This is a genomic window from Pseudoneobacillus rhizolycopersici (assembly GCF_054786815.1).
The window spans coordinates 1-14,190 of the sequence record NZ_JBTOOE010000041.1 but is presented as its reverse complement, the minus strand read 5'-3'; the positions used below and the strand labels follow the sequence as shown (position 1 = coordinate 14,190).

Annotated in this window: 14 protein-coding genes; 10 read left to right on the top strand and 4 right to left on the bottom strand. The window is 38.8% G+C overall.

Features of this window, described 5'->3' with window-relative positions; translation table 11 throughout:
- Positions 1–518: 518 nt before the first annotated feature.
- The 9 genes from rocF (at position 519) to ACX9YW_RS22175 (ending at position 10,946) form a co-directional block, all read left to right on the top strand.
- Positions 519–1,415 (top strand): arginase, encoded by an 897-nt coding sequence (rocF, locus tag ACX9YW_RS22215; protein ID WP_460350749.1) that lies wholly within the window; start codon positions 519–521, stop codon positions 1,413–1,415.
- Positions 1,416–1,603: 188 nt separating this feature from the next.
- Positions 1,604–2,167: an RNA polymerase sigma factor SigW gene (sigW, locus tag ACX9YW_RS22210; protein WP_460350747.1), complete on the top strand. Its 564-nt coding sequence runs from the start codon at positions 1,604–1,606 to the stop codon at positions 2,165–2,167.
- Positions 2,168–2,180: 13 nt separating this feature from the next.
- Positions 2,181–2,798, top strand: a complete 618-nt coding sequence (locus ACX9YW_RS22205) for a zf-HC2 domain-containing protein (protein ID WP_460350745.1) — start codon at positions 2,181–2,183, stop codon at positions 2,796–2,798.
- Positions 2,799–2,950: 152 nt separating this feature from the next.
- Complete coding sequence (gene cdaA / locus ACX9YW_RS22200; protein WP_460350743.1) at positions 2,951–3,778, top strand: diadenylate cyclase CdaA; 828 nt, start codon at positions 2,951–2,953, stop codon at positions 3,776–3,778.
- The gene (locus ACX9YW_RS22195) at positions 3,771–5,003 is read left to right on the top strand and encodes a CdaR family protein (protein ID WP_460350741.1); all 1,233 of its coding nucleotides are present in this window, start codon (positions 3,771–3,773) and stop codon (positions 5,001–5,003) included. Before cdaA ends, ACX9YW_RS22195 begins: the two co-directional genes overlap by 8 nt.
- A 210-nt stretch (positions 5,004–5,213) precedes the next feature.
- Complete coding sequence (gene glmM / locus ACX9YW_RS22190; protein WP_460350739.1) at positions 5,214–6,566, top strand: phosphoglucosamine mutase; 1,353 nt, start codon at positions 5,214–5,216, stop codon at positions 6,564–6,566.
- A gap of 487 nt (positions 6,567–7,053) precedes the next feature.
- Positions 7,054–8,856 carry a glutamine--fructose-6-phosphate transaminase (isomerizing) gene (glmS, locus tag ACX9YW_RS22185; protein ID WP_460350737.1) on the top strand — a complete coding sequence of 601 codons (1,803 nt, stop codon included), beginning with the start codon at positions 7,054–7,056 and terminating at the stop codon, positions 8,854–8,856.
- A gap of 157 nt (positions 8,857–9,013) precedes the next feature.
- Positions 9,014–9,694: a response regulator transcription factor gene (locus ACX9YW_RS22180; RefSeq protein ID WP_460350735.1), complete on the top strand. Its 681-nt coding sequence runs from the start codon at positions 9,014–9,016 to the stop codon at positions 9,692–9,694.
- Positions 9,684–10,946, top strand: coding sequence for a sensor histidine kinase (locus ACX9YW_RS22175; RefSeq protein ID WP_460350733.1), 1,263 nt, complete (start codon positions 9,684–9,686; stop codon positions 10,944–10,946). The genes ACX9YW_RS22180 and ACX9YW_RS22175 overlap by 11 nt, the downstream gene beginning before the upstream one ends.
- Here the strand turns inward: ACX9YW_RS22175 and ACX9YW_RS22170 are convergent, their stop codons facing one another.
- Genes ACX9YW_RS22170 through ACX9YW_RS22155 form a run of 4 tightly spaced genes read right to left on the bottom strand, consistent with a single transcriptional unit; the run spans position 10,947 to position 13,337 of the window.
- The gene (locus ACX9YW_RS22170; RefSeq protein ID WP_460350731.1) at positions 10,947–11,519 is read right to left on the bottom strand and encodes a ferric reductase-like transmembrane domain-containing protein; all 573 of its coding nucleotides are present in this window, start codon (positions 11,517–11,519) and stop codon (positions 10,947–10,949) included.
- On the bottom strand, positions 11,519–12,412 hold the full coding sequence (locus ACX9YW_RS22165; protein WP_460350729.1) for an FAD:protein FMN transferase: 894 nt from the start codon (positions 12,410–12,412) through the stop codon (positions 11,519–11,521). Before ACX9YW_RS22165 ends, ACX9YW_RS22170 begins: the two co-directional genes overlap by 1 nt.
- Positions 12,413–12,420: 8 nt before the next feature.
- Positions 12,421–12,678 carry a hypothetical protein gene (locus tag ACX9YW_RS22160; protein WP_460350727.1) on the bottom strand — a complete coding sequence of 86 codons (258 nt, stop codon included), beginning with the start codon at positions 12,676–12,678 and terminating at the stop codon, positions 12,421–12,423.
- A 14-nt stretch (positions 12,679–12,692) separates the two neighbouring features.
- Positions 12,693–13,337 carry a copper amine oxidase N-terminal domain-containing protein gene (locus ACX9YW_RS22155; RefSeq protein ID WP_460350725.1) on the bottom strand — a complete coding sequence of 215 codons (645 nt, stop codon included), beginning with the start codon at positions 13,335–13,337 and terminating at the stop codon, positions 12,693–12,695.
- A gap of 198 nt (positions 13,338–13,535) precedes the next feature.
- Here ACX9YW_RS22155 and ACX9YW_RS22150 point away from each other — a divergent pair, with 198 nt between their 5' ends.
- Positions 13,536–14,093: a hypothetical protein gene (locus ACX9YW_RS22150; protein WP_460350723.1), complete on the top strand. Its 558-nt coding sequence runs from the start codon at positions 13,536–13,538 to the stop codon at positions 14,091–14,093.
- Positions 14,094–14,190 lie beyond the last annotated feature (97 nt).

The following is a 14,190-nucleotide window of genomic DNA, read 5'->3' as shown; positions in this document are numbered from 1 at the left end:
GTAGAGCATCTGACTTTTAATCAGAGGGTCGAAGGTTCGAGTCCTTCATGGCTCATCAAAATGCCATTACTTTCATAATGAAAGTGATGGCATTTTTTTGTGTTATTGTTATCCGGGTTTAAATCAAGTTATCCGGGTTTAAAATAAATTATACGGGTTTAAATCAAATTATCCGGGTTTAAATCAAGTTATCCGGGTTTAAAATAAATTATACGGGTTTAAATCAAATTATCCGGGTTTAAATCAAGTTATCCGGGTTTAAAACAGATTATCCGGGTTTAAATCGAGTTATCCAGGTTTAAAACAGATTATCCGGGTTTAATTCAAGTTATTCGGCCTTAAAGCACATATCCGATTTAATAATCATATAATCGTCACGCCCCTATTCATTCCCCATTCCCTTCAAATAAGCACATCCTACTAAAAACCGTATATATATTCATAACTTTGTCAAGTTGAGTCAAGCCCATGTAAGCGGTTAAAATAATAGGTATAGGGGAGAAGGAGGGCTATAAAAGATGAAGAAGATATCTATTATTGGGGTACCGATTGATCTTGGTCAAACTAGACGGGGCGTAGACATGGGTCCCAGCGCGATTCGATATGCTGGAGTTGTTGAGCGGCTAGAAAATTTGAATTATGAGGTTGAGGATCTCGGTGATATTCAAATCGGACGTGCAGTAAAAGCCTCTGATACCGAAACTAATTTAAAAAATTTAAAAGCTGTTGCCGAAGCAAGCGAAAAGCTAGCTTTTGCTGTCGGTGAAGTGATTCAGGATGGATCCTTCCCGTTGGTACTAGGTGGAGACCATAGCATTGCTATCGGAACATTAGCTGGTGTCAGCAAGCATTACAAAAACCTAGGTGTGATTTGGTATGATGCGCATGGTGATTTAAATACAGCTGAAACTTCTCCATCAGGTAATATTCACGGGATGCCTCTTGCCGTCAGCTTGGGTCTAGGTCATACGACATTAACACAAATTGCGGGTTATAGCCCAAAGGTTAAACCGGAAAATATCATTATTATTGGGGCACGTTCTTTAGATGATGGGGAGAAAGAACTGATTAGAGAAAAAGGAATTAAAGTATATACCATGCATGAAATTGACCGTCTCGGTATGACTCGAGTAATGGAAGAATCAATTGCTTACTTGAAGGAAAATGCAGACGGCGTTCATTTATCGCTAGATTTAGATGGATTAGACCCGCACGATGCACCAGGGGTCGGAACACCAGTAATTGGCGGAATTAGTTATCGTGAGAGCCACTTAGCAATGGAAATGTTAGCGGAAGCTGAAATTATTACTTCGGCTGAATTCGTAGAAGTGAATCCGATTTTAGATGAGAAAAATAAAACTGCTACGGTTGCGGTTGCATTAATGGGATCATTATTAGGTGAAAAACTAAAATAATTGTATCGTTTGAATAATAGGTAAAGGTAGTAGCTCGTATTTAGGGCTACTCTTTTTTGTAAAAAGGTCTACTTAGTTGGTAATATTTGATAATATATAGGAGTTGGGAATTATTTTATAAAAAAAATGAAACCTTTTTTGCAATCGGTGCGTATATCGATTAGCCGCAGTAGAGCGGAGGTAAATAAATGGAAGCAATAGTAAAAAAAAGAATTCTACAAGTTCTTAAGGGCGACCAGGATGCTTTTGGTGAAGTTGTTGAACTGTATAAAGATAAAGTGTTTCAGCTTAGTTACCGAATGCTTGGTAATCGTCATGAGGCTGAAGATATTGCCCAAGAAGCTTTTATTAGAGCATTTATTAATATTCATAGTTTTAATATTGATTTGAAGTTTTCCACTTGGTTATTTCGAATTGCCACTAACCTTTGTATTGATCGGATCAGAAAGAAAAAGCCTGATTATTATTTAGATGCTGAAGTAGCAGGGACAGATGGGTTAACGATGTATTCGCAAATTGCTTCAAAAACAGATATGCCAGAGAAGGAAGTAGAAAGTTTAGAGCTTGAAGAAACAATACAACGTGAGATTTTAAAATTACCGGAGAAATACCGCTCTGTCATTGTTTTGAAGTATATTGAAGATCTTTCTTTAAATGAAATTAGTGAGATCTTAAATTTACCGATTGGTACAGTTAAAACACGAATACATCGGGGTAGGGAAGCATTAAGAAAACAATTACGTCATATGTAAAGAGGTGAGAGAGATGAATTGTTCGGAAATCTATATCGAGTATTTGCATGATTACTTAGATGAGGAAATATCCCCCGAAAATAAGGCGAAGCTTAGAGAACATCTCTTAACCTGTCAGGACTGCCAAACGCACTTTCAGGAACTAAAAAAGGCTATTACATTAGTTCAAGGTACTTCTCATTTACAAGCACCTTCCGATTTTACAGCAAAAGTGATGGCACAGCTCCCAAAGGAAAAGAAACAAGTTGGTGTGAAACGGTGGTTCCGAAGCCATCCAATGCTTACAGCAGCAGCTGTGTTTCTCATTTTAATGGGGGGAAGTTTTCTAAATGGCTGGAATGCGGATCATGAGTTTTCCGTTTCCAAAAATCCAAATTTGATCGTTGAAAATAATACGGTCATTGTTCCAGAAGGGCAAACGGTTCGTGGAGATGTAGTCGTAAAAAATGGCGATATCAAAATAGAGGGGCAAGTGAAAGGGAATGTGACGGTTATCAATGGTGAGAACTATTTGGCTTCGGCTGGGAAGGTAACCGGGGATATTGAAGAAATCAATGAACTATTTGATTGGATTTGGTATCATATGAAAAAAACAGCTAAAGATACTATTCAATTTTTCGATAATGAATAACCAGAAGTAGTCCTTCAACCGAGGGACTATTATTTTTCGTAAATATGATATAATGAGTAAGTTACCAAGTAGGGCTCTTTTTCGAAAAAAACCAAATATCGAAAAAACCTTAAGTAAAGAATAACTGTAAAACCTTATACGGAGGAAGGACAATGCTGATGGCCGATTTCAGTTTCTTGAAATACTTAGCGATGATTGTTGATGTTCTCCTAGTATGGTATGTGATCTATAAACTGATAATGGTCATTAAAGGGACAAAGGCTGTTCAGTTATTAAAAGGGATCTTTGTCATTCTTCTTGTGAAAGTTGTCAGTGATTTTTCCGGCTTGAAAACATTAAGTTGGATTACAGAGCAAGCCATAACATGGGGATTTCTTGCGATAATAATTATTTTTCAACCTGAATTAAGACGTGCCCTAGAGCAGCTAGGACGAGGACGTTTTTTTTCGAGAACTACGGTTAATGAGGATGACGAACAGGAAAAACGAATTGAGGCAATTGTGAAAGCAACCGACTATATGGCGAAGCGGCGCATCGGGGCTTTAATTTCCGTTGAACGTGAAACCGGGATGAGCGAATACATAGAAACGGGAATTCCATTACATGCCAAAATTTCATCGGAATTATTAATCAATATTTTTATCCCTAATACACCCCTTCATGATGGGGCTGTTATTTTACAAAAAAATAATGTAGCCGCTGCAGCTTGCTATTTGCCGCTTTCCGAGAGTCCATTTATTTCAAAGGAATTAGGAACGCGCCATCGTGCCGCACTAGGGATTAGTGAAGTAACCGATAGTGTTACGATTGTTGTATCTGAGGAAACGGGAAGTATTTCGTTAACGAAGAACGGGGAGCTACACCGGGATTTAAATTTAAATACCTTTAAGGATCTATTAACAAGTGAACTGTTGACGAAACAGCCCCTTAAGCAGGGGTCATCCACTCTCTGGAACTGGAGGGGAAAAAGCAATGGATAAATTAATGGATACTCGCTGGTTTATGAAAATTATCGCCTTAGTGCTAGCCTTATTGCTTTATTCTGCTGTTCCGGATGGCAAAGAAAAATCGGGTCAAGTTAACGTGCCGGGAGAGCAAAATACCGAAACGATAGAGGGTGTTCCGGTTACCTCATATTATGATACCGAAAACCTTGTTATCTCAGGAGTTCCCAATACCGTTGATGTGACTGTTCAAGGCCCAATGCCAAACGTTCAAGCGGCTAAGGCATTAAAAAACTTTGAAGTGTATGTTGACCTAAAAGAAATTAAAATTGGTAATCATACAGTGCCAATCAAAATAAAGGATATTAACAATAAATTAAAGGTTCAAATTGACCCTGCCTATGCCAATATTAATGTTCAGGAAAGGGTTACAAAAGAGTTTAGAGTCGAAGCCGAATATGATTCCGCTTTACTTGAAGATGGTTATGCGGCTGAACAACCTGTTGTTGAGCCGTCGAAGGTAACGATAACTGGAGCTAAGGACAAGATTGATCGGATTACTTATGTGAAGGCAACGTTAGAATTACGGGGTAAATTTGATAAATCTGTCACTAGAGAAGCGAAAGTAAGAGTGCTTGATAAGGAATTAAACAAGCTGGAAGTAGTGGTTGAACCAGAAACCGTTCAGGTAACCATCCCAGTAAAAAGTACAAAAAAGACCGTTCCGATTAAAATTGTCGAAAAGGGCAGGCTTCCTGATGGATATATCCTTGAGTCGATTGGATTTATCGACAAAGATGAAGCGATGATTATTGGACCGGAGGATGTGTTAGATAAAACAGATAATGTCCGTGTTGAAGTAGATTTGGAGAAATTGACGGGCGATACGATTCTAACCCTTCCAGTTATTATTGGAAATGGTATTACGAAGGTGACACCGCAATTGGTGGATGTAAAAGTGGATGTGACTAAGGTAGAGGAACGAACCATATCTGGTCTCTTTATTAAAGATAAAGGCTTGCCTGAGGATTTTGAAGTTGAATACCGAGACCCAAGCGACGCGATTGTCAATTTAATTGTTAGTGGTCCAAGCAATAAGCTAAGAAATCTTACAGAAAATGATTTTAATCTCTTTCTCGATTTATCCAATTTAACAGTTGGTTTACACGATGTGGAAATTCAAGTCGAGGGGCCGTCTGATATACGGTGGACCTTATCTCAGCCAGTAGCACGGATTTCGATAACTAAAAAAGAAGTATAGGTTGAAAGCATTTTTTATTGATAAAGGCTCTTTTCGTAAACTTTGTTGCTTATGATGCATAATAAAGTTCATTTGCAGGGTATCCAGACGATTTTCGCATACTTTATTACGAAAAGATGTCCACGAAGCAATTTATTATATGTTAAAAGAACTTATACGAAAAGCAGCAATGTATGCGAAAACAGTCTTGATAGAAGGAGCGAATAATTGATGGGAAAATATTTCGGTACAGATGGTGTACGCGGAGTTGCTAATAGTGAATTAACCCCAGAGCTTGCCTTTAGACTTGGCCGGTTTGGCGGATATGTTTTAACAAAGGATAAAGATCGACCTAAAGTATTAATTGGGCGTGATACGCGAATTTCAGGCCATATGCTAGAAGGTGCATTAGTGGCTGGACTTTTATCGATTGGTGCTGAGGTTGTACGCCTCGGAGTCATCTCTACCCCTGGGGTGGCATATTTAACGAAGGTGCAAGGAGCACAGGCAGGTGTCATGATTTCTGCTTCGCATAATCCTGTTGCCGATAATGGGATTAAATTCTTTGGACCAGATGGATTCAAGCTTTCGGATAGCCAAGAGGAAGAAATTGAGTCATTACTAGATATGGGAGAGGACACCCTTCCACGACCAACGGGGGCAAAACTTGGACAAGTAATCGATTATTTCGAGGGTGGTCAAAAGTACCTTCAATATTTAAAACAAACGGTTGATGAGGATTTTGCAGGTATTCATGTGGCACTTGATTGTGCGCATGGGGCAACTTCTTCACTGGCCGCGCATTTGTTTGCTGATTTAGAAGCCGATCTTTCGACAATGGGAGCTTCACCAAATGGCCTAAATATTAATGATGGTGTCGGTTCTACTCATCCTGAAACCTTAGCAGCATTTGTAAAGGAAAAGAACGCAGATGTTGGCTTAGCTTTTGATGGTGATGGCGACCGGATGATTGCAGTTGATGAAAATGGAAATATCGTCGATGGCGATCAAATTATGTACATCTGTGCGAAATATATGAAAGAGCATGGACGTTTAAAGCATGGAACAGTTGTATCAACCGTTATGAGTAATCTCGGATTCTATAAAGGTTTAGAAAGCCATGGTATCCAAAGTGTGCAAACGGCAGTCGGTGACCGCTATGTGGTCGAGGAAATGAAAAAGACTGGCTACAATTTAGGCGGGGAGCAATCCGGTCATATTATTTTTCTAGACTATAACACGACCGGCGATGGTTTACTTTCAGGCTTACAGCTTGTTAATATTATGAAAATGACGAAGAAATCACTTTCCGAATTAGCAGGCGAGATGAAAAAATATCCGCAAAAACTTGTTAATATTCGCGTAACCGATAAGCATCATGTAACCGATAACGAAAAAGTTAAGGCTGTCATTGAAGCGGTTGAGGCTGAAATGAATGGCAATGGCCGAATTTTAGTGCGTCCTTCAGGAACAGAGCCGCTAGTACGTGTGATGGCCGAGGCTTCATCTGAAGAATTATGTAATCAGTATGTTGAAAGAATTGCTAATGTCGTGAGAGACGAAATGGGCTTAAAAGAAGAATAGAAGGAAAAGCTATGCATAAGGGAACTTATATGCGCCCTTATGCATATTTTATTATGGCACCAGTTTTTTTGGTAAGAGCTCAAAGTCATATCCAGTATTTTACTCTTTCCTTGACGTTTTCTAGTCCCTGGTGTATGATAATCATGTTTTTGTAAAAAAACTTCCACTCAATTTTACCAAAGGAGGTTTAGTAGAAAAGTTTTTAACCATAAGCGCCAGGACTAACCTACAAGGACGAAACTGAGGTTAGTTGACGAGGTGGAGGACTATCGAAATTTCGGCGGATACCTCCCGGTTGTTCCTTACACAGCCGTCAAGTTCTTCTTTAAACCTTCGGGGTAACCCGTTGAACAAAGAGAAGAATATGTAAGCTTTGAGAATCGGAAAGAGTGGTCCGTGAATCTTATGACAATAAATCGGAGATAAGGGGGCAAGCTATGCCTCCTGCATACTTGTCCCCCTTACTTTTAAGGAGGATCATTCAACTATGTGTGGTATCGTTGGATATATTGGGAATCAGGATTCAAAGGAAATTTTATTAAAAGGCTTAGAAAAGCTTGAATATCGTGGCTATGATTCTGCCGGAATCGCGGTAATGAACGAAGGCGGAGTTCATGTTTTTAAAGAAAAGGGCCGCATTGCGGACTTACGCGAAGAAGTGAATGTTGATGTGTTAGCTAATGCGGGAATTGGGCATACACGCTGGGCAACTCACGGAGTTCCGAGCAAGGTGAACTCTCACCCCCACCAAAGTACAACAGGTCGCTTTACACTTGTTCATAACGGTGTTATCGAAAACTACGAATTATTGAAGCGTGAATTTTTAACAGACATTGAGTTTGTAAGTGAAACAGACACAGAAGTCATCGTTCAGCTTATTGAACGTTTTGTTAGCGAAGGCTTAGATGTGGAAGAAGCTTTCCGCAAAACATTGAAATTATTGCACGGTTCTTATGCACTTGGCTTATTAGACGAGCAAGATAGAGAAACCATTTATGTGGCGAAAAATAAGAGCCCATTGTTAGTCGGCTTAGGGGACACATTTAATGTTGTTGCTTCCGATGCAATGGCGATGTTGCAAGTAACGAATCAGTATGTAGAGTTAATGGACAAAGAAGTAGTCGTTGTGAAACAGGACTCTGTAACGATTAAAAACCTTAACGGTGACGTGATTTCCCGCGATGCTTATACGGCAGAATTAGATGCGAGTGACATTGAAAAGGGTACTTACCCTCACTATATGTTAAAAGAAATCGACGAGCAACCAATTGTAATGCGCAAAATCATTCAAAAATACCAAAACGAGCAGGGCCAATTGGTGATTGAGCAGCCGATTTTGGATGCGATGAATGGAGCAGACCGTATTTACATCATTGCCGCAGGTACTTCCTATCATGCCGGTTTGGTTGGTAAGCAGTTTATCGAAAAAATGGCAAAAATCCCTGTCGAGGTTCACATTTCAAGTGAGTTTGTTTACAACATGCCATTATTATCTGAAAAACCATTGTTCATCTTTATTTCTCAAAGTGGTGAGACGGCAGACAGCCGTGCGGTACTTGTTGAAATAAAGGCAATGGGATATAAGGCCATTACCATTACAAACGTACCTGGATCCACTTTATCTCGTGAAGCGGATTACACGCTGTTGTTACATGCCGGTCCGGAAATTGCCGTTGCTTCAACGAAAGCTTACACAGCTCAGTTAGCGGTGTTATCTATTTTGGCAGAAGTAACCGGCCGTAGCCGTGGCTTGGGAGTAGATTTTGCTCTGATTCAAGAGCTTGGGATTGTAGCAAACGCAATGGAAGCGTTATGTGGTGAAAAGGAAGAATTCGAACGCTTAGCTCATGAGTTCTTATCGACAACTCGTAATGCTTTCTTTATTGGCCGGAGCCTTGATTTCTACGTTGGCCTTGAAGGTGCCTTGAAACTGAAAGAAATTTCTTATATTCAAGCAGAAGGCTTTGCTGGAGGAGAGTTAAAGCACGGAACGATAGCTTTAATTGAAGAGGGTACGCCAGTCATCGCTCTTGCCACACAAGAGCATGTAAATTTAAGCATTCGTGGAAACGTCAAGGAAGTTGTCGCACGTGGCGCCAACCCTTGCATTATCTCCATGGAAGGCTTACAACAAGATGGGGATAGCTTCGTGATTCCAGAAGTTAACCCAATGTTAGCACCACTTATCTCTGTCATTCCGTTACAAATTATTTCCTACTACGCAGCTCTACACCGCGGATGCGATGTCGACAAACCGCGTAATTTAGCGAAGAGCGTAACGGTTGAGTAATATATGAAGTTTAAAGCCTTGTCGTGTTAGGGTTGGTACCCAGCGACAAGGCTTTTTTTTGCTATTAGGACTAGTGTCCCGATATTTTCAATTTTTTTTCAGTTTTTTTTGATATTCTTAAGGTAAACAGGATGTAAATGGAGAAGGTGTAGACTTTATGAATATCTTATTTGCGGAAGACGATGAAAATTTAGGAAAGTTGATTTTTCATTTGTTGAGAAAAGAATTTCACCGGGTGGATTGGGTAAGAGATGGTCAGAGTGCATATGATTACGCTATGTTGACCGTTTATGATGTGATTATTCTGGATTGGATGATGCCGAGATTAAGCGGAATTGAGACATGTGAAAAACTAAGAAAAAAGGGTTATAAAGGGGGAATTATTTTTCTGACAGCTAAGGACTCCTTGGAGGATGTGGTAATTGGATTAGATACTGGTGCTGATGACTACATCATTAAGCCTTTTAAATTCGAGGAACTTGCAGCAAGACTAAGGGCCCTGTCCAGGAGAAAGGAGAAGCCGTTTGAAGAAATCCTTTCCTTCGACAATATCCAATTAGATTTAAATACACATGTCGTCAAGCGGGATAGCGAAGTCATTGAACTATCTAAAAAGGAATATGAGCTACTGGAGCTTTTATTGCGCAACAAACATCAAATCTTAACAAGAGAAGTGCTTATTGAAAGGATATGGGGGTTTGATGTTGATGTGACGGAAAATGCCCTCGATGCCTTGGTTAAGCTGGTTAGAAGAAAAATTGACCTTCCGGGTAGGCCATCAATCATCAAAAATTTTCGGGGAGTAGGCTATAAAATGAGGGATAGTCATGGTGTTTAATACAGTGCGCTCAAAGCTAAACCTACTTTATACAGGATCTCTGTTAATCATTTTAGTTATCTTTATAATCATCCTGTATGTAACGATCTCCGGAGCTATAAAAAACCAGGAAATCCAAGAATTGAATAAGTTTTTTGATAGTGAAGAACACGAACTGGTCGAGGAAATTTCTGAAGGTGAGTATAAGCAATTGAAATTCAAACCCGAAAGGAATGTTTTCTACTATAATTATAATAACAATCAAATGTTGGTACAAGGTGAGGAATCAGTCCGTGGACTAATCCGTTATATCGAAGACAATGGCCTGCACAAACAAAGAGATGCCTTTACGAGAGAATTAGAATGGGGTCATTTCCATTTACTATTAAAAAATTATCCGATTCAATTTAACGGGAAAACAATCGGTCATGTTATTGTTGGAAGTGATATTACAGACGAGAAACATCTGATCAAAAATATTATTTGGATTTTGTTATTACTGACGTTTTTTTTCAGTATCCTTTTTGCATTGGCAGGAAATTTTTTTGCTGGGCAGGCGATAAAACCGATTCAAAAATCCTTCCAAATCCAGCGGAAATTCGTTTCAGATGCATCACATGAACTTAGAACCCCTTTAAGTATTTTTTACAGTTCGATAGATATTTTAGTTAGGGAAGAAAGGGAGAACTTAAGTTCCTTTGGTCAGGAAATTTTGGAAGATATTAAAAATGAAACGGAAATGATGAATAAACTTCTCAATGATTTATTGTTTTTGGCAAGAAACGATCAAGATCATTTTGAATTGGAATGTGAAGAAATCGATTTTTCTGAGCTCCTAGAGTTATTGATTTATCGATTCACAAGAATCATCCCACCAAAGTTAAGCCTATCTAAGAGTATCCAAGATCATCTCGTGATAAGGGGTGATAAAGTTCGCATCCAACAACTAATCTACATTTTATTAGATAACGCTGTCCGATATACGAAAGAAGGGAGTATTATCTGCTCGTTAAAATCGGTAGGACAAGAAGTTATGTTAACCATTGAAGACACAGGCCCTGGCATAGCCGCTGAAGACCTGCCATATATTTATGACCGGTTTTACCGTGGGGATTCATCAAGGTCCAGAGATGGTTCAGGACTTGGTCTGTCAATTGCTAAAACCATTGTTGAAGCACATGGAGGTAAAATTCTAGTGAAAAGTGAGATAAACAAGGGAACAGCATTTATTATTTCATTACCTTTTAAGGATGGAGTCAAAAAACGCCATTGATCACAATGGCGTTTTTTTAATCTTATTTTTAGGGGAAAATGATTTTGAGGTGTTTTCCAAATGCCTAAAACCCAGTAAAGTGATGACTAGAAAAACGCCTCCCCCATACAGAAAAGCAGCCCAGGGCTGGTTTGAATCTGTTCCGATTAAGATGCCATGGAGAACCATTAATATCCATGCAGGAATGACAAGAAGATGAATTTTCTTCCAAAGGTTCCTGCCAAGTTTTTTTATCAAAAAATCAGACGTTGCGATGACCAGCAAAAATAGATACAAAGAAATGGTACCCATTGCAGATTCTAGAGGAGCATTTTCGGATGAAAAAGGCAAGAATAACTCTGTGAGTGGATAGGGAACAAAGCGATCCCTCCATAACAATGTCATGTGAAAGATAACGGCCAATATTCCTGCCCATCCGCTTGTTTGATGCAGTTCGATCATAAGTGGTCTTTTCTTTTGAAAAGCTGTAAATCGGCTCATTAATCCAGCCGATATCGAAAATGTAAATAGAAAGTAGCCGAGAAATCCAGACAGACGGATGAGGAACCAGGTGGATAGGAAGGCAATATACATTAATGATTTCCTCCTTTCATTAATTCACCATCCGGTTTAACTAATAAAAAATTAAATTGATTACTAATCCTTTTTATCACTTCATTAACAGACATAGGTTCTTCCATAAAACAAATCTTTGCGGCTATTTCGGCATCCAAACATTGATGTGAGACGACGGTAGCCTGGACAATTTTTGGTTCAACTGGCAAACCGGTTCTCCCGTCCAGCAGATGATGCTTTTTTATCCCATCCTGCCACCAACTTCGATAGACAATATTAGACGTAGCAACGCCACCATTTTGAATTTCAAAAGAACCTATTTCTTTTTCATCATTGAAAGGGTCCATAATCCCTATTTTCCAAGTTTTCTCTCCATTGGACCATACTGCCATATCCCCTCCGCCATCGACAATCCCAAATTTTGAACGGGCGTTCTTCTTTAACCATTTCGCTGTAGCTTCAACAGCGTAGCCTTTAGCAATGCCGCCAAGATCTATTTTGTTAGTTGTATTTTTTTTAACTCTACCGTTACCAAGAAAAATGATTGGCTGAGTATTGGTCTGATAGTTAATAGGAACATAGGGTTTCTCAGTAGTTTCAAATGGAAAACTTTGATCATACCCATGAACTTCCAATTGGGTAAGCAAATAGGGTGAAAAACGCCCATCCGTTTTAGAAAAATAATTATCAGCCCTTTTTAATAGGTCATATAGGATAGGCGAAATCGTTGTTGTCCCATTTCTTTCTAACTGATTGAGTCTCCACAATTCATTATTGGTTCGAAATCTTGAAAATTCCCGGTCAAAATAATGTAGCAATGCTGTAATACTATCTTGCCAATTAGAAATATCGCTATTTGATATCGCGATATAAAAAGTGGTATCCATAGCCCTCATTTCAAGTGAATCCATTAGTCTTCTCACCTTGTTCTTCTCGTCGTTCTATCATTGGCAGATTTCTTTTGGACATTGTCTGCCTGTATGGAAAAGTCGCTCCAATCAAGCTGTGCTAGGTCTTTTTCCCGCTTGCTCATTAAAACGCCTTTTCCTGCAACGAACAAATCAGCATTTGCCCCTTGTTCCGTTGAAGCAGGTTGGTCTAGTTGACTGATCATAAAGGCTGAGAAGGCCGTACCGGTAATGCCGACAATCCATTTGGCTTTTGTGTTTGCTTTCATCCTACTCACCTCATTTATAAGATTTCCTCGAGTATAATGGTCTCTTTTTCTGCATTCCAGCTTAGTCTATAACCTAAACTATTGGCGATGACTGAAACAGGAAGATAAACGGTATTTTCATAATAGAGAGCTCTTGTTGGCATTGGTGTTTTTACCATATTTTCATAGACGGCATTGGTACCGGCACGGAAAATTAATTCTGCATTCCCTTTTGAAACTTCTAGAATTCTGGTTTGTTCATAGAATTTAAATTTTGCCTCCAGCCATTTTGCCAGTTTTTCACCTGAAATAAGAAGCTGACCAGATTGAGGAACAATAAAAAACCGCTCCACTTGGCCGTTTCGTTCTATATTCACCTCTTTTGCTTCTTGGAATGGCAGGGCATCAGTCACGGCTGTGCTTGTATCCCTAGTCCATATATTCCAAAGTGACTGTTGATTAGTTTTACTGAGAAATTGTACACTTTCTTCTGATTGCCAATCATCATTACGCTCGTATTCTTCAAACTCCTCATCATCGTGGTCATGCTCCTCACGATGCTCATCATGCCCATCATGCCTTTCATACTCCTCATCATCAGCCTTTACATTGTGGACTGATGGAAAAATAGAAAAGAGGATGATGAACGATAAAGTCCACTTAAATAGCCTTGTTTTCACCTTTCCACCTCCTTTTTAAAAACATATTAATCATCGTTTCTGAAAAAACTATGAAAGATAAAGTGGGGAACAAGATGTTTTTTTCTAAAAATTTCTCTAGTAAATCAACAAAAGTGACCAAACTCTAGATTTCAGATATTTTTCATTTTTATCGTCTAATCTAAGAACAATCAATAACTAATAAAGGAGAATGGATTTATGAAGTATTTTAAAATAATACTCGTCATGTTTTTATCTATTTTTATCATTCATTTTTTATCATTAGAAAGCCATGTCGTTTCGGCAGATGATGATTTTACGAAAAGATATGGAGGAGAACAAAGGGATGATCATCATGATGAAGAAGGCCCTTATAAAGATATAGGAAAAACCATTGGATGGGGTACTATTATTGCAATGTCTGCTGCTGGAACGATATTTCCGATTAGAAAATCGTTAAAATGGATGATGACAAATTATCCAAACTTAAAAAAGCTTCTTATATCCATTTCTAAGTTTTTTGGGAAATATCATTCTTTTATTGGTTTACTTGCCTTGATTTTTGGTATCTTTCATGGAGTTACCATGTATATAAGTGAAGGGAAATTGGAAAGTGAGGGGATAATTGGATTAGGATCTTTGATTTTTATGATGGTTGCTGCCATTTTCGGATTAGCCTTATCAAAGAACATAAAGGTGAAAAGGCTGCGAACTTCACATACAATTTTGATGGCTATTGCCCTTTTCATAGGGTTTATTCATATATTTTCCTCCTGAATTAGTATTTGATCATAGGGTTTAAACCCGTATAATCGGGTTTAAACCCGTATAATTGGAAATAAACCCGTATAATTGGAAATAAACCCGTATAATT